Genomic DNA, 22,247 nt, shown 5'->3' with positions numbered 1-22,247 from the left:
GTATGTATTTCACACAGTTTACGGGCTCTTCTCCCAAGGGAACTGCCCCGTTTCAACATACCTTATGATGCCCATTTGATTTTGAGGGTCGGAAAACATGTCTTGATTTTCAGTTAAAGCCATGGATTTCGTACGGCGCGGGCGGTCATCCAATGAATTGATAAACTGTTTATACCGCGCAATTGCCTTTTTATTTAACCGCCGTAAGCGCAATAAATGCTTTCTCAGCAGGGCCTCGCTTTGAGCGTCAGAGGCATCTACCAAGCCCCATTCCATGGCTTCCTGAACAAAAATCGGTTTTGTCATTAATGTCATATAATGCGCTTTTTGATAGCCGATCCTGCGAATCAGAAATGGCAGCACACAAGCTGGATAAAGACCAAATAACAACTCGGACAGACTGAATGATGCAGTTTGATCCGCTATGACAATATCACTGGCAGCCACAAATCCAAGACCTCCGGCATTTACTTTTCCCCGCACATGTGAAATGGTGACAAAAGGACCAGTCTGCAATTTCAGCCACAAATCATAGAGAGGTTCTTGAGAACTCGCTTGTTTTCTGCCGCTTTTCATCTCCTGATATATTTCTTGAAAATCCGCTCCGAAACAAAATACCTCCGGGAGCCCTTCTAAAACAATGACCGTAACGGAAGATGTCTCACATTGATTCATCACTTGTAAACATTCATCGATTAATTGGTCATTGATCGTATTATTAGCGTCAGGACGATGAAAGGTTAGATAGCAAATTGACTCTTGAAACCGGACCTTAATCGTTTGGTATGTCACGACATCCACCTGTACTTGCGATGAAACTCAGAAATTTCTTCTAAAAACAGCCTCGGCTTTTCTTGATGAAACTGCAATACCCCCGGAATCATCTCAAGATCCAGCTTGACATTACGAGTTCCGAACCGGACCATCCCGCTTCCCTTGAACAGCGTTTCATACTCATCCATTGAAAGATGATATCGATTGTCCAAGTGCTTCTCGATTTCAAATAAGCGCTGGCGTTTTTGGCCTTGAGGCGTTGCTATTCCGCTGTAAAATTCAGAACAGCAGCCTGAACCATAGGAGAAACAGCCGATTCGTTTAGGCGAGTCAAGCTGCGCTTTGTCAATAGTGCTAGCCAACGCCAGAAGCAATGCGGCTCCCATAATGTTTCCGACCCTTTGGCAGTAGAGCAATCCAGGCTGTACCCGTTTCAAAAAATCAGTTTCTATCTCGGCCGTTTTCGCCTTTGCCATCTTACGCATCATCGTCCGGTGCGCCCCTTTCACCATCCCGCCAAAAGGCGTATGGTAGGCTAGATATTGAAACGTATCTTGATAATGAGCCCCGGGTACACGTTTTTGATATTCCAAGAACGTTTGTTCACAGCAATCCAAATATGACATTAAAGACAGGTCAGCATCTCCCGCCTCACTGTCGGGAATGGGACGGCACGTATCCATCACTTCGTAGCCGTAATAGCCGTTTGCCCCGGGATCAACTTGAAACACCTCAGGATTTTCGCCTACCAAAACAGCCACTGCTCCCGCTCCGGCACTCGGTTCGGCATAGGACCAATCCTCACTTAAAGCGTCTCCGCCTTCAGCGATTAAAAAACGGGAAATATCACTGGCGATGACCAGTGCTTTGGCACCCGGAGACGTCTGGGATAATATAAAATTCACTGCCATTTGAAATCCGGCAGTTCCTGAATAACAGGCTTGTTTTATTTCAAACAAACGGCAGTTGCGATTAAGCCCTAAATATTCATGGATATAGGTGCTTAATGATTTTCCAAAATCGATCCCAGATTCGGAACAGGTGATCAGCAATTCAATCCTGTCCTTCTCTGCATCACTTAGTGAATCAATAATCGGTTTAGCCGCATTCACTCCAAAGGTCACAGGATCTTCGTAAGGCAGTGCTACCGCTTTTTCTTTCATTAATAAATTTTCAAATCTAGCTGTATCTAAATGTCTGTACTTGGCTAATTGCATGACATCAAGGTATGCCGTTCCGCCAAAGACATTCATCGCTTCTATTCCAGCAGAAACCATTTATGATTCGCCTCCGCATTTTTCAATGTTTTGTATACAAACAGCGGTATTCATTCCGCCAAAACCCATGCTTAAACTCAACGCGTTTTTTATGTCGTGTGAAATTGATTGATCCGTCACCCAATGCAAGGAAGGATCAATTGGATCATGTAAATTCCGGCTCGGATGCAGGCGTGATTCTTTCATTTGAAGCAGTACAGAAATAATCTCAACAATGCCTGCTGCACTGAGCCCATGCCCGGTTATTGATTTTGTTGCATTTATATAAGCATGAGAAAGACCGCAAGCATGCAGCGCCTTCAATTCAATTTCATCTCCAATGAAAGAACCCGTGCCATGAGGGTTTATGTAATCAATTTCTTCAGGTGTGAGACCGGCTCGCTCCAATGCCTTTTGTATGACATAGGTCTCCCCTTCTAAAGAAGGATCAGGATTGCGGTTCCCATCTACTTTGATTGACCATCCTGACAATGCAGCATAGGGTTTTACGCCCCGGCGGACAGCCGTATCTTTTCGTTCTATCACCAATGCGCCGCAGCATTCTCCATAAATAAATCCATCTCTGTTCTGGTCAAAGGGACGGCACGCGTTTTCCGGCTCATCAGCATATTTATCCGTTCCCATAGCGCCTAAAGCCCTGAGCGCCTCACATTCCATATAGGAAATATCCATTAACGCCCCCAGTGCGATGCAAATATCAACCTCTCCTGACAGGACTTGCTGAATTGCTTGAATCACCGCTAACTGGCCGCTTGCGGAAGCACCTCCCGCCGTATAAGCTAAACCGGTGATTCCAAACTGTTCTGTACAAAGACCGCAAAGATCGCTATCCATAAAAGACAGTGCATATGCTGGCGACATGAAACCAGAGCGGTTCCTATAATTCTCATAAAGCTGGAGGGCCTCTCTTTGCTGAAAGTTCGATCCTCCTGCTACCAGCCCGATACGTGCGGAACCAGCATCGTCTAACTTCGCCTCCTCCCAGGCTTCTGAGAGAGTAACCAAAGCAGCTCGGCTGGAAAATGACGCTTTTCTTAGCAGTTTCTTAGAAAGACGGTCCGGATAAGATAACGAAGGAATTTCAGCTCCAATAAACCGGCTGTCTTTTTGTCTGCCAGGGCGCTGCATCACTTCAAAGGCATGCCTCCCAGACAACAACGAAGAAACAAAAGCCTCTTTTCCTTGGCCGATCGCTGCCGTTACTCCGACACCGGTCACCAGAATCTCAGGCGGATTGTACTTTGTCATAAAGCACCTCAGCTAATTCGCCGATGTTGTTCACACCAGACAGCTCGACACGAGGGATTTTTAATGATAAATCCTCAAGCACCATGGTTATAATTTCAGCCCTGTCTACAGAATCAGCCCCTAAATCAGCTAATCGATCTTCAGGCTCAAAACGGTGTCCGTCCAATTCCGGAAGAACCTCACAAATATTAGTAATCAATACTTCGAAGACTTTCTGTTTATTCATAACGTTTGTCTCTCCTTTAAATGGAATGTTAAATATACAGGCTTCGCCCATTTTTTCACAATATTCAATCTTTTATTATTGCACAATAGACTTTAAAGCGCCTTTTGAGAAAATAATGCAATTCTGTCGTTAAGTAACTTTGCGGTTTCTGTCATTAATATTTTCCCGATGTCATCCACATGACGGTTCCGCCAGCTCTCTAATTCCGAGCCTTTGACCCATTGATTAAAAGCCCCTAACGCAGGGCCGCAGTGAACTTGATAATCGACTTTAGACTCTTCGCTTCCGCTGATCGCCAATTGCGAGCTGTACCTAAAGTACCATCTGAAAATCAATGCCATCTTATGTTTCGGATTCCGTTCAGCCTTCTCAATCTCTGCCGATGGATAGTGTAATTTAATATCTTCATATATTTTTTCGATACTGCGTTTAAAATATTTCTCCTCAAGCTGAGTTAAGGTCTTTTGATCGATCTCACTCAATGATCCAAATCGCTGGTAAAGTTCATGCAGCTTGCTGGCTCGCGCCGGAAAAAACACACCTTTTTTTAGCACTTGCACTTTGCTGCCCGATTCGAACATATCACCCGCTGGCGCATACGCCGTATCTTGAACATTCATTTGCTGCAATAAATCTTTCACTCTGTCACTTGTAGCCGCTTCAACCGTACACTGATTGATTGAGCCGGTTAAGATAAAATCAGCACCTAGCATAAAGGCAGCCATCGCCGCCTCAGGAGTCCCTATCCCGCCTGCCGCACCGACGCGTATTTTTTTGTTATATCGATACTTTTTCATCATTTCGTCTCTTAATAATGTCATCGCCGGCATCAAGCTGTATGCAACACCGCCGTCCGTATGACCGCCTGAGTCTGCTTCCACACAAATATCCTCTGCCACAGGGATCTCCCGCAATAACTCAGCTTCACTAGTTGTGATTTTGTTTTCTCTTAAAAGCTTTTCTACCATATTCTCCGGCGCAGGACTCATAAAAGATTCGGCAACCTCAGGCCTTGAGATTTTCGCTATCATTCGATTTAAACATATCACTTCACCGTTTGGACGCCGTTTCAATCCTTTGGCGCGATATCTAACTAAAGCAGGAGTGACACTTAGAAATGCGGAGGCTTCCAAATGTCTCACATTATGTTTCAATAAAAGATCAATCATTTTTTCTTCTGATTCAATATGCTTCATATTGTGCACAAGGTTAATGCCATAGGCTTGTCCCTGCCCCAATTCGCCTTGAATAGACAGAATCGCATCCTCAACGTCATTCAGATCCAAACCGCCCGTGCCAAAGAACCCCATCATCCCCGCTTTTGACATCTTTACAACCATTTCTTTCGAAGCAATTCCGCGGTACATTCCTCCTGCAAGATAAGCATATGTAAGTTGATAGTCTTTTTTAAACTCGGCACTTCCTAATGAATGAGCTGTAATCTCAGCAGAAATTCGAGCTGAATGGGCGTCAGTTTCTGCTTGTTCATTTTGCTGGCCGGGAAAGACATTTTTCTCTGTTGAATCAGCATGATGTGTTAACGGCTCCTCTTCATTTTTTATGCGGGTAATTAAGCCGGTTAACACCTTTCCAGGACCGACTTCTTCAAACTCCATTGCTCCTCTTCCCATAAGATAACGAATGCTGTCTGTCCATCTAACCGTGCTGTTCATTTGTTGAGACAGGGTCTCTTTCAGCCTTTCCTGTTGATAAGGCTCTCCATATACATTCGAGATAACCGGAAAAGACAAAGGCGCAAAATGGAATGTTTCTATAAATTGCTTAAATTCTTGTTTTGCTTCATCCATATACCTGGAATGAAAAGCTCCGCTTACGTTTAACGGGTGGAACAGCTTTACATCCTGGATGGTTTCAAAAACAGCTCCCGCTTTTTCAATATCTTTTTTTTGCCCAGAAATCACAATTTGCCGAGGTGTATTCTCATTTGCCACATCAATCGTATGTAAATGATGTTCTTCTAATACGGCTGTAACTTGTTCCTTATCTAAACCGATCACCGCAGCCATACCGCCTCCAGTAATCCGTCCCATCAGCTCGCCTCTTTTTTTCACCAGCTTTAAGCCTGTCCCAAAGTCAAATGCGCCTGCTGCAAACAGCGCGTTGTATTCTCCTAAGCTATGCCCCGCCGCAAAATCAGGTTTTTCTCCGGTCTCCTCCAGCTTTTTCAAATAACTGAGTGCATTGACCACGTATAAAGCCGGCTGAGTATATTGAGTATGATTGACATCGAAATAGCTTTTTTCAGTACAGAGTTTTTTGATTGAATATCCAAGTATTTGATCTGCTTGGTCGGTCAAATGCTGATATTGCTCAAAAAGTCCTTGTCCCATTCCTTTTTGCTGGGAGCCTTGTCCTGGAAAAACATATGTAATCATCTTGTTTACTTCCTTTCTAGTTTCTGTAAACGCTCAACCATCTCCAGATTTTTCAGCTCCTGATGAAATGGTGTGATGATTGAATGACAGCGATTCGCTGAATCTCCCGAGATTAATTGTTTAACAAACGCAGCTAAGGTTCCTGAAGGCCCCAAATCAATGAAATGGCACGTATGCTGACTTTCCAAAAATTGAATAGCTTCTCGAAATCTCATTGGTCTTCTTACAGTATCCCAGAAGAAATCGTTATGAATCTGGCGAATGCTACTTCCCGTTAAACAGGATACCAACGGGATTGAAGGATGTTTAAAAGATTTTGATCTTAAAAATTCTTTATATGCATTTTCTGCAGGATCAATAAGGGAAGAATGAAATCCGTAGGATACAGGCAGCGGCTGGCAGAGAATCACGTTCTCTCTCAGAACATCAGTGATCTGCTGTATGTTTTCACTTTCTCCCGAAATGACAAAGTGCGAATCATAATGAATGGAGGTTAATTCACTATTTTCAAATAGCTGCGGATGATCAAGTAATAGTTGCGGTTTGTCGAGTATAGCCAGCATTTTTCCTTTATCGCAGTATTTTTCGATGACGGTAGCCTGTTCAAGTATGCATTCCAGTATCTCTTTTGCGTCTAAAACACCGGAAGCAGCAGCTGACGCGAATTCTCCCAGACTTGTCCCCAGCACGTAATCAGGCTGGATTCCCTTTTCTGCGAAAACCCGATATAAAGAATACTCAACCATAAAGATAGCGGGGTGCGTATAAAGGACACGGTCAAACGGATCCGACACACGCTTAGCGGGATGGTACATTTCATTGACTATAGATATGCCGATTCGCCGAGAGACAACGGCATCCATTTCAAGCATACATTGACGAAAAACGGTGTTTCCGCTGAATAATTCTTTTCCCATATGATAGTACTGAGAGCCTTGTCCGGAAAACATAAAAACGAGTGGTTCATTCATTTGTATAACCTTCTTTTTTATGTATTTAAAGGTGAGTTACGGAAATATGATGATGCTGGCTGCCTGTGAGAAAAGCCTCGTTACATGGTTTATAACATGAATGGAAAAATGCTTTGGTTTTGTTGTTCTGGAAGTGGAAGCTCGTTAATGAAGTGATCTTGGAAGTATCTGAATTTGACGTGAATCATTTTGGCATCGCCAAAAACATCGACTCTATTATGACTTAGATGTTTTGAAATAAAGGGCGGTTCTCTTGAAAGGAGAGCGATGGTTTATCGTAATATAAAAACTGACTGCGGTAGTGCAAATGTCCGCTAGAGAGCGAACTTTTTTTATGAGCCTCTTTATGTAACAGTATATAAATTCTTTCAGTTTTAACAGTGTCTATCGAATCATGCATCACGTATACTTTTGACCCGAATTTGAGGCCTTTTGGTATAGAAATCGGTTTAGCGTGTCATAGGTTCCGCATCTGTTTCAATGCGGCGGATCAATCCTGTTAACACATTTCCCGGTCCTATTTCCTCAAACTCCATTTGACCTTTTTCCATTATAAAGCGTATACTTTCAGTCCATTTTACCGAATGGTTGATTTGATCCGCCAGTGTCGGCTTAATTACTTCAGAAGAGTACGGTGTGGCATATACATTAGAAATAACCGGAATAGATAAAGGAGCAAAATGAAAAGTGTCAAGAAATTGTTCAAACTCCTGCTTTGCATGATTCATGTATCTGGAATGAAACGCACCGCTGACGTTTAAGGGGAGAAACATCGTAACGTCTGTCTTGGCTTCAAAGATGGGTGCGGCTTTGTCAATATCTTCTTTTTGACCTGAAATCACAATTTGATAAGGAGCATTTACATTCGCAATGTCAATCGAATGTAAATGATGATCTATCAAAACCTCTGAAACCTGTTCTTCATTTAGTCCCATAACGGCCGCCATACCGCCGTTGCTTACCATGCTCATCAGCTCGCCTCTTTTTCTGACAAGCTTTAACCCCGTCTCAAAATCAAAGGCTTCACCCGCAAATAGCGCATTGTATTCTCCAAGGCTGTGCCCGGCAACAAAATCGGGTTTTATGTCTGTTTCCTGTATTTTTTTCAGGTAGCTTAATGCGTTCACTACATATAAGGCCGGCTGAGTAAATTGCGTTTTGTTTAAGTTTGAATAAGGATTTTCTATGCATAAGCGTTTGATAGAATACCCTAAGATCTCATCTGCTTGTGCCATCAGTTCTTTAAACTCATCAAATAACTCACTGCCCATTCCCTGTTTCTGTGAACCCTGTCCCGGAAAAACATATGTGATCATTCTATTAAAGCCACCCTTCCCCGCATATATAATTACCTGCTGACTTACGTTATAAAAAATATAAGTATTGCCCCGGATAAATAGTAGCATGTTCATGTTGATGGTAACCTCTGTAAATATTATCCGTCAAGTTAATTTTCCCTACACTTTCCATCGTTTTTTCTCTGCATTTTTCCATAAAGGTATAAAGAATCAGGACATGCTGTAAAACATAAGAAAATAGACCTGTATATCACTTGTGCCAAAAGATGATGATACATAAGCTTCATTTCATTACTTAATAAAATCAACCCGTGCTTTGTCATCATTTTTCAAAAGGCAAATCTTTCGGATGCAGAAAGAAAATAGTCTAATAGAATGATTTCGGGAAAAACTTATTTAAAATCAAAAATGCCTCTTTGGTTTTTTCTATTGCGGAATTTCACAAAATATTCTCTTTTGTCAATCTGAAAATAAATATTATGTTTTAAAAGCTCACCTATTGTTTGCCCTGGTGCTTGACCAAATGAATGCCCCGGATAAACCCGCACTTTTGGGGAAACGATGGATTTTATCCTCTGAACACTGTCGAACATATCATCTGCGGAACTGCCATGATCTTCACATATCCCGCATCCTTCCGTAAAAATCGTATCTCCTGTGAATATACTTTCTGAAAACAAATAACACATCCCGCCGGCTGTATGCCCAGGTGTAAGCAGACATTGCGCTTTCGTCATTCCTATGCTGATGGTTTCACGGTCTTGAAGAGCAATTAAGTTTTTGCATCTGAATTGATAAAAGTCGATTTCTGTTTTCGACATATACACTTGAGGACGAAATAATGCCAAGAGCGGCTCAACAAGATTTACATGATCATAATGAGAGTGCGTTAAAAGAATTGCTGATAAATCAACCTCCAGCTCAGAAAGTTTATTAGTTAGTTTACTCAATTCCCATGATGGATCAACAACTATCGCAGATCGGCTTACAATATCTTCAATGATGTAACAATAGTTAGTCCACCCTTGATGAAATGTTTTGATCGTATGTACCGCATAAGTAACCATTTTCACCATTCCTATCAATATGAAGTTCTTTCATTCTCTCTTCCATTCCCACTTTACCAAACGGTATGCGGCTTTTCCATTCTTCAATTCATTCTTGCAGTACGGGTTGATTCACATAAAAAAAGTTATTCTTTTTGGAGACTTGTCCATTAAGAATAACTTTTTGCAGTGACCTATTCACTCTTGGGCTGATTCATCAACGCATATAGATTGTAAATGCTGCATAATAACACGTTTGATCCGTTCTTTATTCACACGGCGAGGGTCAAACATCGCATGTAAAGCCAAGCCATCGATTAAAGCGTACAGCCTCTCTCCTTCTATTTCTTTATCAGCATGTCTTTGCAGTAAATGAATCTGGTCCAAGTAGTCAATCAGATTTCGAATTGCTTTGTAAATCTCGTCATGTCCCGCGTCAAACATATTATCTTTATGTCTCGCATAAACAGTAAAAGCAAACCATACCTCCATCTCTCTAATCGTTTCAGCATTTGTCGGGACAATTTCAAGCAGTATGTGTAACACTTTTTCTTTAGGCGGCAAATCATGGGCAGCAATTTCATTAATGCGAGCTGTCACCTTTTCTTTCACAAGTTTCATTGCAAAAACAAGCAATTCATCCTGAGTCGAAAAATAATGGCGAAGCGCACCTAACGACAGTCCTGCTTCCTTGGCAATGTTTCTGACTGAGGCCCCCTCCATCCCTCGTTCTAAAATCACCCGCCATGTCGCTTCTGCAATGTGTTTTCTTCTTTTTTCATGGTCAATTTGTTTTGGCATGTCTTTATTTTACCAAGAAAAAAATCGGAGAGCAATTTTTATAATACAGTTGTTTTATAAAAACGCAGATGGTAAAATCATATTAAATAATACAACTGTATTGGAAAGAGGGGAACAGATTGAACAGTGTCGCTTGGATGATTGTCTTCTGCGAAATAGCATTTTGGGTTGTAATCGTGTTAGGCCTTGTCGTACGTTATCTATTCAAACAAGATAAATTAGGGCTGCTTCTTCTTGCCTTAACCCCTGTCATTGACCTGATTTTGTTAATAATGACGTCCGCGGATTTATACCGCGGAGCCGTTGCGACTACTGCACACGCGATTGCGGCAGTGTACATTGGCGTATCGATCGCTTTCGGCAAGCAAATGATCCAATGGGCGGATGAAAAATTCCGTTATTATGTAACAAAGCAAGGCTCAAAACCGCTTGTGCGCTATGGAATGGATCATGCGAAACATTATGCGAAAAGCTTGATCAGACATGTGCTCGCTTATCTTATTGGTGCCGGGCTGCTCGCCGGAATGATTTATTTTATTGATGATGCTGCCCGAACCGAAGCGCTGAGCAGTATTTTAAAGGTATGGACAGTGATTCTCGGCATTGATTGCCTGATCACCGCCAGTTATTTTATCTGGCCGAAAAAAGCGAAAGCTTCGAAGAATCTCAAAAGTTAAAATTAGTCTCGCTAAATAATCCTTTTTCAATAGAAAAAGGATTATTTCACTTTTGTAAATATATGTTACACTTTATGCAAGTCATCTAGATAAGGAGCTTATAAAAACCTCCGCTTTCTCAGTATACCTGTCGGATTTTCGCTTTTTCATTAGGCACTTGCCTAGGAGTACATATTCTGTTTTTATTAATAATGGTATATTCGGATGAGTTCCGCTGTATTGTGAATCATTAACATATAAGGAGTGTAATACGTGAGCCAGAAAGAACACGACACGCCATTTAAAGACTTAAAACCAAGCTCAAAAATAACAGTGATTGTATCCATTGGACTCCTTATCACAATTGCAGCCGCTGTGATTTTCGGCGGTTATTTCTTCGGCATAAAAGGGCTATTTACCATCCTCGGCATCACATACGATTCCAATCAAACCCTATTGTTTTTTATATTGGGATGCTTTGCTGCCGGACTGGTCATAGATCCTCTAACAAAAGTCGTTTCTCTGATCATGATCCATTCGCTTTCTATGAGAAAAACAGCACTTTTCGCATTTGCCCTTTATTTCATCGCTAATTTTATAACGATTTGTTTAGTAGATTACTTTATGGATTCTATTTATATTCCGGACGCATTACTCTTTGTCATATCAGCATTTATAGCGTTAATTGAACTAGCATTTGATCATCAGCCTAAATCATAACCTGATAAAAAACCGCTTGTAATTGATTCAAGCGGTTTTATGCTTTAAAGACATTTTCATCACCTAACTTTCCTATATAGTCAACGAGAAAGTGTAAAACAATAAGAGGAATGATGGAACCTAGAATGATAGAAAGTGAGCAAAACAAAAACCCAAAACATGACGTCCTCACAACCCCTTGCCAAAACCCTTGATACGTGTGGGCTAATCCAAATATCAGAGAGGCAGCAAGGACCACAATCCAAATTGAAAGTGAAGGAAATAAGGCTGCCAGAGCAAACAGCAAAAATCCTCTGTAAATCAACTCCTCCGTTATCCCCGCAGTTAAAGAAACATAGTTCCATATTCTTTTTTCCTTCAAGGTTATCGGCAATATGTCACCAATATCAGATTTCTTCATTTCTTCAGCTTTTTTCTTGGACAAGTCATGTTTTACCTTTTGGCTGCACCAATAGCCGATCATACAATACAGAACAAGCCCAAAATAGAGAAAACCCAGCCCTAGAAAAATATAAGATGCAAATGAACCGAGCGTTCCGGTATGAATGGCCGGTATCGTTATCCCCATTTGTTTGAGAGACAAATCGGTGCATACAGCTAAAGTGAGTATAAACAAAGCTGGAACCCATAAGCCGACCATTACATCTTTGTAATATTTTATCTTTGCACTTTCGCTTCTTTTCATATTCTGTTTAAACTTCTGAAAATGATAAAACCCAAAAATCGGCTCATAGGTTAACAAAAACAGAATGACAATCCAAAAAACGATCTCCATGACATACCGCCTTCCTCTATAAGGGTAAAACGATCAGCATACCGAGAGCCGTTGAAATACCTTGCAGTATTACGACGACATCCTCATCTGCAGTAAATGTACTGAACAATGCACAGCCAAGATACACTAAAAAGGAGAATTGCTCTTTGTTTTGACCTGAAAATGATGATAAGTTTTTAAAAAAGCCCGCTTAAATCGCGGGCTTTTATCCTAACGTAAAGGCATTGAACATTTACTACATCACACGCTTAAACATCTTTTCCATCTCATACGTGGAATGATGAATCATAATCGGACGGCCGTGCGGGCATGTAAATGGGTCTGATGTGCTTCGGAGATCGTCCAGAAGCGCTTTGATCTCGTCGTTTCTGAGGTGGCGGTTTGCTTTGATGGAACCTTTACAGCTCATCATAATCGCCGCTTCTTCACGCAGCTTTTTAATATCAATGTTTTTCGAATCGAGCACCTGCTGAATGATTTCTTCTATCAGCTCGGCTTCTTCTCCTTTTGGAAACCAAGCCGGGTGGCAGCGGACGATGTAACTGTTCGAGCCGAAAGACTCTAAAAAGACACCTACGCTTTCGAGTTCTTGTTGATGCTGTTCGATAATGAGTGCCTCGTTCGTGGAATAATGGAACGTGAGCGGCACGATCATGTCCTGCACCTCAGGCTCAACCTCCCCGACCTTTTCACGAAAATATTCGTATTTAATACGCTCTTGGGCTGCATGCTGGTCGATAATATATAAGCCGTTTTCGTTTTGCGCCAATATATAGGTCCCATGCATCTGGCCGATCGGGTACATGATCGGAACACGTTCAGATGATGTCTGATGCTGTTCCTGAGCGGGCTCCTGTTCGAATCCTTCAGACCATTCTTCTGTAGCAGCATGCTCTTCCATCCTTTGTTTCGTTTCAGCCACAGAATGAGTTTCAAGCTGCTCTGAAGGCAATTCGTCTTCTATCTCAACTGGTTCTTTGACAACTGAGCTGAGTTTCATTGGTGAATACGAAGGCACAGGCGCTTTTTCCGGTATTTTTCTTTCAGCAGGCTTTTCATCAAAGGTTATGAACTGCTGTTCATTTTTGATGTCAGGTGCTGATTTTTTCGGGAGCTGAGCACTCGGTATCAGCTGCTGGTGTTTAAATACATCTTTTATGCCGTCACGAATTAAGTCGTGCAGCTCTGTTTCCTTGCTGAGACGCACCTCAAGCTTCGAAGGGTGCACGTTGACATCGACTAAAATCGGGTCCATGGTGATTTCTATAAAAGTGATCGGATGGCGCCCGATTGGCAGAAGTGTGTGATATCCTTCGTGCACAGCCTTGACAAGCGGGAAATTTTTAATATAACGGCCATTAATGACAGACGACATGTAATTTCTCGATGCCCGCGTAATCTCTGGCAGCGCGATATATCCCTTTACTTCAAAATCCAGTGAGCTGACATGAAGCGGCAGCATTTTTTTAGCGACAGCCGTACCGTAAATCGCGGCAAGGACATGGCGCACATCTCCATTTCCGTTCGTTTGGAGAAGGTTTTTTCCATGATGGCGAAGGCGGATCGATACCTCTGGATGTGCCAGCGCAATCCGATTGACCACATCCGTAATATTCCCAAGCTCTGTATGAACGGTTTTCATATATTTCAAGCGGGCTGGTGTATTAAAAAACAGATTGGACACGACAATTTCCGTTCCCTTCCTGCTTGAGGAACGCGATTCAGAAATGATGTTTCCGCCTTGAAGCATGAGCTTCGTCCCCGCTCCTTCTCCCGTGCTTGTCGTAATCTCAAGATGGGAGACTGACGCAATACTCGGCAGTGCCTCTCCCCTGAATCCAAGCGTTCTCACTCTGAATAAATCATTTTCATCTTTTATTTTACTTGTTGCGTGGCGGCGGAAGGCACGCTTGCAATCATCATTTTCCATTCCTTCTCCATTATCCAGAACACGAATGGATGCAAGACCGGCTTCCTCAATGTCGATTTCAATGACTGTGCTGTCAGCATCTATGGCATTTTCTACCAATTCTTTAACAACTGAGGCGGGCCGTTCCACAACCTCGCCCGCCGCAATTTTATTAGAAAGTTCATCTGACAGCTGGATGACTTTTGCCACATTCATCACCCCGTTTTAATGTAATTTCTTTTGCAGCTTGTACATTTCATTCATCGCTTCCAGCGGTGTCATATCAAGTATATTCAGAGATTTAAAGACATCAAGTACTTGCTTTTCTTTTTTAGAAAGCTTTGGTGATGCAGCCGGTTTATCCGATTCGCCAAAGAAGGACAGCTGTGCCGGCTCTTCTTTCACCTCATGTTTCTGCACTGGCACTTCTGGTTTGTTCCCTGAATGCTCAAGTTCTTTTAGAATGTCTTGAGCGCGTGAAATCAGATCTGCCGGCAGCTCAGCCAGCTGGGCGACATGGATACCGTAGCTTTTGTCAGCTGCCCCTTCTTTAATTTGATGAAGAAAGACAACCGTTCCATTATATTCCTCAGCACGAACATGGACGTTTTTCAGCTGCGGAAGCTTTTCTTCAAGAACCGTCAGCTCATGATAGTGCGTACTAAACAGCGTCTTGGCGCCGATATGGTCATGAACATATTCAATAATCGCTTGCGCAAGGGCCATGCCGTCATATGTGGACGTTCCCCGCCCGATTTCATCAAACAGAATGAGGCTGTTTTTTGTTGCATTTACAATCGCATTTTTGGCTTCAAGCATTTCCACCATAAATGTACTTTGTCCGGAAATCAAATCATCCGCCGCGCCGATTCGGGTGAAAATTTGATCAAAAATCGGAAGCATAGCTTTTTTCGCGGGCACAAAGCAGCCGATTTGCGCCATAATGGAGATGAGCGCGATTTGTCTCATGTATGTGCTTTTCCCCGACATGTTCGGACCGGTAATGAGCAGCATCTGTCTATTGTCGCCCATCACACAGTTGTTAGGCACGTATTCCTGGCTATCCATTACTTTTTCAACAACCGGGTGTCTGCCCTCTATGACCTCAACTTCATCTTTAGAAAACTCTGGTTTCGTGTAATGACGATTTTCACTGATTGTCGCAAAGCATTGCAGCGCATCAAGCTCACTCATCTGTTTGGCGAGCTGCTGCAAACGCGGAATATACAATTTCACTTTCTCACGCAGCTCAGTGAACAGCTCGTATTCCAGCTCGCAGATGTTATTTTCCGCTTCCAAAATGAGCGCTTCTTTTTCTTTTAATTCAGGTGTAATGTAGCGTTCTGCATTCGTTAGCGTCTGCTTCCGCTCATAACGCCCTTCTTCAAGAAGGTGCAGGTTCGCCTTTGTCACTTCAATATAATAACCAAATACTTTATTGAAGCCGACCTTTAATGACCGAATGCCTGTATATTCACGTTCCTGCTGTTCAAGGCGGGCGATCCAGTCTTTCCCGTTTCTGCTTGCATCGCGGTATTCATCGAGCTTTTGATTGTACCCGTCTTTGATCAGGTTTCCTTCTTTTACTGATAACGGAGGGTTTTCGTACAGGGCTTCTTCCAGTAATGCTAGAACATCACCGCACGGGTCAATCCGCTCCGCACGTTCCTTCGCTTTCTTATGAGCCAGTGAAGCAACAAGCTGTTTAATGCCGGGCACTTGCTTTAATGATTCCTTCAGCTGAATGAGATCCCGTGCATTGACATTTCCGAATGCCACACGGCCTGCGAGGCGTTCTAAATCATAGACTTCCTTTAAACGCTCACGCAGATCCTCCCGTTCAAAGAAATGAGACATCAATGTTTCTACCATTTCCTGGCGCTCTTCAATTTGATTCACTCTGATAAGCGGACGGTCAATCCACTGTTTCAGCAGCCGCCCCCCCATCGCTGTTTTTGTTTCATCAAGCAGCCATAGCAGGGAGCCTTTTTTATTTTTTGAACGGATCGTTTCGGTCAGCTCCAAATTTCGCTTGGAGTATAAGTCGATTTTCATGGCTTCTTCAAGCTCATACACTTGTACAGGCTGAAGGTGATCTAAGCTCCGTTTCTGAGTCCTTTTCAGATACGTATATAAACGGAGAAATGTTTTCGTTATGTCCTGGCTCTGTAAATGCTCAATAATCTGAACGTACTCATCTGTTTGCCCATCTTCAATTGAAATGGTAGCGCCGCACCGCTCCTTCAGCTGAGCAACCGTCTTTTCATCAAGGCTTCCCGATACGACAATTTCCCGAGCGCCAACTGAATAAATTTCTGATATAACGTCTTCCAGCCGTTCAATTAAAACAGCCAAATTTTCACCCGTTGTTAAATCGGACAATGCCAGCCCGTATCCGTTTGAGCAGGACGAAACTGATGCAATAAAGTTGTTTTCTGATTCATGGATGCCTTTTCCGTCCATTACAGTTCCGGGCGTAATCAGCTGAACGACTTCACGTTTGACGACGCCCTTTGCAGCCTTTGGATCTTCGGTCTGTTCGCATATGGCTACCTTGTATCCTTTTTTAATAAGCTGCTCAATGTATGCCGAAGCAGAATGATACGGCACACCGCACATCGGTATTTTTTCAGCGGCGCCTCCATCTCTGCTTGTTAACGTTATTTCCAGCTCTTGTGACGCTTTTTTAGCGTCCTCAAAAAACATTTCGTAAAAATCACCGAGACGAAAAAATAAAAAGGCATCCTGGTGCTCTGCCTTTATTTTTAAATATTGCTGTATCATAGGCGTATAAGTAGCCATTGTTTAATCCCTCACTATGTATCAACGTTTCTATTTGCCAGCCTTCATTATAACATAAACAGAAAGTGTTAAAAGAATGATATGTCTATATAAAAAAAGAGACTTGGGGTACCGACTCCCCTAGTCTCTTTTTTATTCTTCAGGATCTCCAACTAAAAATTCAGGATTGATGTCCTCCAGCTCTTCATCAAGTTCGTCTTCCCAATCCTCTTCGTCATCCTCTTCCCAATCAGGATTTACTTCTACAACAACCTTTGTTTCCCCTACCACTTCCGCCAAAAACTCTCTCTCCGCTTGCACAACAATTTTATTGCCATTCGGTGAAATGGTCACTTCAAGACAGTTTGGCTGCTGAAGCACTTTTGCAATCACTTCATGCTCATCATCTAAGTAATTGTTATCTCTGTATCTGAGTTTAATCACATCCACGTACTTCACTCGTTCTGTGACAACCTCTGTTTTTGTATTGTCCGCGTAAGAGTACCATACGTTTATATCATAATACCCTTCAATTTCTACGGTTTTTCCGATTTTTTCTGCGTCATATTTGTGATTGATAATCCAACCGCCCAAAATGCTGCTCGGTTTTTTCTCAGGGGAGATGGTATTGGTGCACTGTGTGAATTTTCTGCCTTTCGCTACTACCGCCTTCGTGATAATTTCCCTGTATTCAGACATTCCGGCATGCCTCCTTGTTCTTCTTCGTGTTATCTTATGCTGGGCATTCGTCTAGTGTGCATTTTTATAAATAAAATATAAAAATACAAAGTTTCTGTTCCATTGTATGCAGGGGTGCCTAGAAACTTTACTTATAAGTGCGATAAAGTTTATTTGGCTAAAGGCAGCAAAACATATTGAATATTTAGTACATAGTTTATTTAGTTCTTTTATAGTTCAACATAAAAAAACACGGGCCTGAAAAGGCACCGTGTTTTAAAGAGAACAGCTGTTATTTGAATGTTTCATCTTCGAACCGGTTTCTCCTTTTAGAAGATCGCCTCCGGTTGACGCAATAATTTCATTTGTGACCTGGTTGGAAATGGTGGTTGCCACGAGCTGAAGAAGGTCATTCACCTCAACCTGAGAGTCTCTGAATTCCTGGATGACAGGAATGTCTTCAAGCTCCTCTTGCAGCGCATCAATTTTCTCTTCTACTTGTTTGAGCGCTTCGAGTTTTTGGTAATGCTTCAGATTAACGGCTTGTTTTTGCAGGGCTTTAATCTGATTAATGATTACAGACACTTTTGCGTTCTCATTAATTTGCGCTTCAGCACGTTTGAAAAAATCAACCTCTTCCGTTTCAGAGATCATTTTTGCAAGGTTTCGTGCTTGCTGCACAATGTCTTTTTTAGAGTAGAGCGTCATCTTATTTCACCTCGATTGCTTCTCCTACCATCTCTCCGTCAAGCGACCACGTTTTCGCTTGCTGGATTTTCACGCGAACGATTTTGCCGATCGCTTCCTTTGGACCTTTGAAATTCACAAGCTTGCTTTTTTCAGTGTAGCCGGCAAGAACCTCAGGGTTGTTTTTGCTTTCGCCTTCAACTAATACTTCGACAACCTTGCCTTCATATTCCTTCATTTTTTTAGCGGAAATTTCATTAACCAATGCGTTCAGACGCTGCAGGCGTTCTTTTTTCACTCTCATCGGAACGTTATCTTTCATTTTTGCCGCAGGTGTGCCTTCACGCGGAGAGTAAATGAACGTATAGGCGCTGTCAAATTCCACTTCACGGTATAATGACAGCGTTTCTTCAAACTGTTCATCCGTTTCGTTAGGGAAGCCGACGATAATGTCAGTTGTTAAAGAAGCGTTTGGCATAGCCGCTTTGATTTTTTTGACGAGCTCCATGTAACGCTCTCTGTCATATTTGCGTGCCATCAGTTTCAAAACCTCTGAGCTTCCTGATTGGACCGGCAGATGAATGTGATCGAGCAGATTTCCGCCTTTTGCAAGCACTTCAATGAGATGATCGTCAAAGTCACGCGGATGACTCGTTGTGAAACGGATTCTCGGAATATCGATTTTGCGCAGCTCATCCATTAAATCACCAAGGCCGTAGTCCATATCTTCAAAGTCTTTTCCGTACGCGTTTACGTTTTGGCCTAAAAGTGTAATTTCCTTATAGCCTTCGCTTGCAAGTCTTCTTACTTCCTGAATGATCTCTTCCGGACGGCGGCTTCTTTCTTTTCCGCGTGTATACGGTACGATGCAATACGTACAGAACTTGTCACAGCCGTACATAATGTTGACCCAGCCCTTAATTTTTCCGTTGCGGACTTTCGGAAGGTTTTCTATGACGTCGCCTTCCTTGGACCAAACTTCTATGACCATTTCTTTTGAAAGGTATGCTTCAGACAAAAGCTCCGGCAGACGATGGATATTATGCGTCCCGAAAATCATATCGACAAACGGATGTTTTTTCAAAATCCTGTTAACGACTGATTCCTCTTGTGACATACAGCCGCAAACGCCTAAGATAAGATCCGGGTTATTTTTTTTGAGTGCTTTTAAGTGTCCAAGCTCACCGAACACCTTGTTTTCCGCATTCTCACGGATTGCACATGTATTTAACAGAATGACATTGGCATCGTCAACAGAGTTTGTCGCTTCATAGCCAAGAGCCATAAAGATCCCTGCCATTACTTCAGTATCATGTTCGTTCATTTGGCAGCCGTACGTCCGGATATAGAATTTTCTTCCTTCACCCATGCCTTTGAATTCTTCAGAAATTTTAAAGTCATTATGATAAGTAACGGCTTCTTTGCCGCGTTTTTTCGCATCTTTTAAAGAAGGCGGAATGTAGACAGCTTCAAAGTACTTGCTGTAATCCTTCTCGGATTTTTTGTCCGATGGATTAACTTGTCCGCTCTCTAATTTTTGCTTTTCATTCATATGATATTTCTCCTTTCAAACCAAACTTCCACCCTCCAGTATAAAGGTTATTGAAGCTCCGCACAACTGGCAACCTATCATTGTACACTCATTGAGAATAATAATCAATAAGGAATGAAAGGGAGAAGAGTGTTCCCTTCTCCCTACAATAGCTGAAGCTCCTTTGCTGTCTTTTCAATGGCATCAAGCGCCTGATCCAGTTCTTCTTTGGTGTGCTCGGCTGTCATAATCGTGCGTATTCTTGCTTTTCCTTTTGCAACAGTTGGGAAAACGATGCTTTGTGCAAAAACACCTTGAGACAGGAGCTGATCAGAAAATTGCTTTGCTGCCCCCTCATTACCTATTAAAATAGGCAAAATCGGCGTTTCGCTCTGCGTGAGAGTAAAGCCCATTTGGATAAGCCTTGATTTAAAATAATGAGTATTCTCCCACAGACGCTCCATATGCTCCGGCTCTTCCAGCAAGACATCAATTGCTTCCATACAAGCTGCAGTTACAGCCGGAGGATGCGACGTGCTAAATAAAAACGGACGCCCTTTATGACGCAAGTAGTCGATTAACACCTTTGAACCGGCAACGTATCCCCCTAAGACTCCGATTGCCTTGCTTAACGTTCCAACTTGAATATGAACACTTCCGTCAAGACCGAAATGATTTACCGTCCCTCTGCCGCTTTCGCCAAGCACTCCGGATGCGTGGGCGTCATCAACCATCACAAAAGCGTCATATTTCTCAGCGAGCTCCACAATGTCAGGCAGAGGAGCAATATTGCCATCCATTGAAAATACGCCGTCAGTGACAATCAAACGCATGCGGTAATTCATTGATTTTCTCAGCACCTTCTCTAAATCACTCATATCCACATGCTGATAAACCTTTTTATCCGCCTTTGTCAATCTGATTCCATCGATGATAGAGGCATGGTTTAATTCATCGGAAATGACAATATCGTCTTTTGAAAGAATGCTGGAAAGCACACCTTGGTTTGTTGTAAAGCCTGATTGAAAGACAAGTGCCGCCTCTGTTTTTTTAAAGGCTGCCAGCTTTTTCTCCAACTCTTGATGCATGGTAAACGTTCCGGCGATTGTTCGGACTGAACCGGTACCGGCACCAAATTGCTGAGCAGCCTCTTGTGCAGCTTTGATGAGTCTTGGGTGTGAAGTAAATCCGAGGTAATTATTAGAAGAAAGCTGAATGACTTTTTTATGATTCACTGTAACAGAAGGGCCCTGCATTGATTCAACCTGTTTAACGTCTTGCCATGTATGGTTTTCTTTCATTCTTTCAAGCTCTGCTTTTAGAAACTCAAATTCTTTTGTCATGTTGATCCCCCTCTTATGGAATTAAAATAACCTTCCCGCACTGTCCGCTTCTCATCAGTTCAAACCCTTTCTCAAATTCTTCCAATGGAAACTGATGAGTAATAATAGGCGATAGATCCAGTATGTTTGAACCAAGCAATTGTGAAACCTGCCGCCATGTTGTAAACATCTTTCTCCCTGTGATCCCTTGGATGGTAAGACCTTTAAACACGACTTTATTCGTCAAATCGATGGTAACGGGATGTTCCGGCAGACTGAGAATATGAAATCTCCCGCCATTTGCAGCCATTGCAAGGCCTTGTGCAATAGCTGAAGGGTGACCCGACATCTCACAAACGAGATCAGCGCCTTCCCCCTCTGTTAAAGCGCTTACAATTTTGAGCGGATCTTCTTTTTCGATGCAGACCGCCCTTGTAGCTCCCATTTGTTTGGCGAGAGCTAATCTGTACTCATTTTTGTCAATGGCGACCACCTGCGCTGCACCTGCTGCTTTTGCGACCGCTACCGCCATAAGTCCGATCGGCCCGCATCCGATAATGGCTGTCGTTCCTCCGGCGTTCTGACTCTCAAGAACTGTATGAACGGCATTTCCTAAAGGCTCTTGAATGGAAGCAATCGCCGGGTCCATATCTGCGGGGTTCTTCCAAACGTTTTCGGCCGGCACTTTGACATACTCCGCAAAACAGCCTGCCGTGTCCACTCCGATAATGGCCGTATTTTTACACACATGAGGCTTTCCTGTTAAACATGGGACGCATGTGCCACATACAATGTGCGTTTCCGCAGAAACATACTCCCCGATTTTTACACTGCTGACATTCTCGCCTACACCCTCGACAATCCCGCTGAACTCATGGCCGAAGACACAAGGAGTTTTTATTCTCTGCCGTGCCCATTGGTCCCAATTATAAATATGGACATCTGTGCCGCAAATGGAAGCTGCCTTAACTTTTATAAGAACTTCATGCTTATCAATTTCAGGAATGGGAACTTCAGCCAGCACAGCGCCGAAAGCACCGTGTTTTTTCATTACAGCTTTCATCTTTCCACTCTGCATGTACAATCCTCCTTTAAAAGTCTTGTTATAACAGGATTGTACCATGATCTGGAATCATCGTAAACAGCTGTGT

The 22,247-nt window shown here is 42.7% G+C and carries 19 protein-coding genes and 1 pseudogene; 2 read left to right on the top strand and 18 right to left on the bottom strand.

Annotated features, from left to right (window positions below; all coding sequences use genetic code 11):
* Positions 1-18: 18 nt before the first annotated feature.
* The 10 genes and pseudogenes from NSU16_RS09185 to NSU16_RS09140 all read right to left on the bottom strand — a co-directional run bounded on the left by NSU16_RS09185 (position 19) and on the right by NSU16_RS09140 (position 10,037).
* Complete coding sequence (locus tag NSU16_RS09185) at positions 19-801, bottom strand: enoyl-CoA hydratase/isomerase (protein WP_339192537.1); 783 nt, start codon at positions 799-801, stop codon at positions 19-21.
* Positions 789-2,051, bottom strand: coding sequence for a hydroxymethylglutaryl-CoA synthase family protein (locus tag NSU16_RS09180; protein ID WP_151175041.1), 1,263 nt, complete (start codon positions 2,049-2,051; stop codon positions 789-791). The genes NSU16_RS09185 and NSU16_RS09180 overlap by 13 nt, the downstream gene beginning before the upstream one ends.
* Positions 2,052-3,299 (bottom strand): beta-ketoacyl synthase N-terminal-like domain-containing protein, encoded by a 1,248-nt coding sequence (locus NSU16_RS09175; RefSeq protein ID WP_339192536.1) that lies wholly within the window; start codon positions 3,297-3,299, stop codon positions 2,052-2,054. It lies immediately after the preceding gene.
* Entirely contained in the window at positions 3,277-3,525 is a 249-nt protein-coding gene (locus NSU16_RS09170; protein WP_024121473.1) for an acyl carrier protein, read from the bottom strand. The genes NSU16_RS09175 and NSU16_RS09170 overlap by 23 nt, the downstream gene beginning before the upstream one ends.
* Positions 3,526-3,617: 92 nt before the next feature.
* The gene (fabD, locus tag NSU16_RS09165; protein WP_339192535.1) at positions 3,618-5,921 is read right to left on the bottom strand and encodes an ACP S-malonyltransferase; all 2,304 of its coding nucleotides are present in this window, start codon (positions 5,919-5,921) and stop codon (positions 3,618-3,620) included.
* 5 nt (positions 5,922-5,926) lie between these two features.
* Entirely contained in the window at positions 5,927-6,892 is a 966-nt protein-coding gene (locus tag NSU16_RS09160) for an acyltransferase domain-containing protein (protein ID WP_339192534.1), read from the bottom strand.
* A 449-nt stretch (positions 6,893-7,341) separates the two neighbouring features.
* Entirely contained in the window at positions 7,342-8,208 is an 867-nt protein-coding gene (fabD, locus tag NSU16_RS09155) for an ACP S-malonyltransferase (RefSeq protein ID WP_339192533.1), read from the bottom strand.
* A 73-nt stretch (positions 8,209-8,281) separates the two neighbouring features.
* Positions 8,282-8,404 (bottom strand): annotated as a pseudogene (locus NSU16_RS09150) (hypothetical protein); the annotation flags it as partial.
* A 178-nt stretch (positions 8,405-8,582) separates the two neighbouring features.
* Positions 8,583-9,257 carry an MBL fold metallo-hydrolase gene (locus tag NSU16_RS09145; protein ID WP_339192668.1) on the bottom strand — a complete coding sequence of 225 codons (675 nt, stop codon included), beginning with the start codon at positions 9,255-9,257 and terminating at the stop codon, positions 8,583-8,585.
* A gap of 177 nt (positions 9,258-9,434) precedes the next feature.
* The gene (locus NSU16_RS09140; protein WP_339192532.1) at positions 9,435-10,037 is read right to left on the bottom strand and encodes a TetR/AcrR family transcriptional regulator; all 603 of its coding nucleotides are present in this window, start codon (positions 10,035-10,037) and stop codon (positions 9,435-9,437) included.
* Between the two features lie 119 nt (positions 10,038-10,156).
* Between NSU16_RS09140 and NSU16_RS09135 the strand changes: the two genes are divergently transcribed.
* On the top strand, positions 10,157-10,714 hold the full coding sequence (locus NSU16_RS09135; protein ID WP_229150177.1) for a hypothetical protein: 558 nt from the start codon (positions 10,157-10,159) through the stop codon (positions 10,712-10,714).
* Between the two features lie 252 nt (positions 10,715-10,966).
* Positions 10,967-11,413 (top strand): YrvL family regulatory protein, encoded by a 447-nt coding sequence (locus NSU16_RS09130; RefSeq protein ID WP_339181527.1) that lies wholly within the window; start codon positions 10,967-10,969, stop codon positions 11,411-11,413.
* A gap of 37 nt (positions 11,414-11,450) precedes the next feature.
* On the opposite strand, the gene NSU16_RS09125 is transcribed toward NSU16_RS09130, so the two are convergent.
* The 8 genes from NSU16_RS09125 to tdh all read right to left on the bottom strand — a co-directional run bounded on the left by NSU16_RS09125 (position 11,451) and on the right by tdh (position 22,174).
* Complete coding sequence (locus NSU16_RS09125; protein ID WP_010334320.1) at positions 11,451-12,188, bottom strand: CPBP family intramembrane glutamic endopeptidase; 738 nt, start codon at positions 12,186-12,188, stop codon at positions 11,451-11,453.
* A 235-nt stretch (positions 12,189-12,423) separates the two neighbouring features.
* Positions 12,424-14,307: a DNA mismatch repair endonuclease MutL gene (gene mutL, locus NSU16_RS09120; protein ID WP_339192531.1), complete on the bottom strand. Its 1,884-nt coding sequence runs from the start codon at positions 14,305-14,307 to the stop codon at positions 12,424-12,426.
* 15 nt (positions 14,308-14,322) lie between these two features.
* Positions 14,323-16,899 carry a DNA mismatch repair protein MutS gene (gene mutS, locus NSU16_RS09115; RefSeq protein WP_339192530.1) on the bottom strand — a complete coding sequence of 859 codons (2,577 nt, stop codon included), beginning with the start codon at positions 16,897-16,899 and terminating at the stop codon, positions 14,323-14,325.
* A 132-nt stretch (positions 16,900-17,031) separates the two neighbouring features.
* Complete coding sequence (cotE, locus tag NSU16_RS09110; RefSeq protein WP_003231833.1) at positions 17,032-17,577, bottom strand: outer spore coat protein CotE; 546 nt, start codon at positions 17,575-17,577, stop codon at positions 17,032-17,034.
* Between the two features lie 255 nt (positions 17,578-17,832).
* Positions 17,833-18,264 carry a RicAFT regulatory complex protein RicA family protein gene (locus NSU16_RS09105; RefSeq protein ID WP_010334317.1) on the bottom strand — a complete coding sequence of 144 codons (432 nt, stop codon included), beginning with the start codon at positions 18,262-18,264 and terminating at the stop codon, positions 17,833-17,835.
* Between the two features lies 1 nt (position 18,265).
* Complete coding sequence (gene miaB, locus NSU16_RS09100; RefSeq protein WP_168747880.1) at positions 18,266-19,795, bottom strand: tRNA (N6-isopentenyl adenosine(37)-C2)-methylthiotransferase MiaB; 1,530 nt, start codon at positions 19,793-19,795, stop codon at positions 18,266-18,268.
* Positions 19,796-19,938: 143 nt separating this feature from the next.
* On the bottom strand, positions 19,939-21,117 hold the full coding sequence (locus tag NSU16_RS09095) for a glycine C-acetyltransferase (RefSeq protein WP_339192529.1): 1,179 nt from the start codon (positions 21,115-21,117) through the stop codon (positions 19,939-19,941).
* A 13-nt stretch (positions 21,118-21,130) separates the two neighbouring features.
* The gene (gene tdh / locus NSU16_RS09090) at positions 21,131-22,174 is read right to left on the bottom strand and encodes an L-threonine 3-dehydrogenase (RefSeq protein ID WP_339192528.1); all 1,044 of its coding nucleotides are present in this window, start codon (positions 22,172-22,174) and stop codon (positions 21,131-21,133) included.
* Between the last annotated feature and the right edge of the window lie 73 nt (positions 22,175-22,247).

Origin of the sequence: Bacillus sp. FSL K6-1003, assembly GCF_037964945.1 — a bacterium.
GTDB lineage: Bacteria > Bacillota > Bacilli > Bacillales > Bacillaceae > Bacillus > Bacillus mojavensis.
The sequence above is the reverse complement of the archived record's forward strand: the minus strand, read 5'-3'. Positions and strand labels throughout refer to the sequence as shown.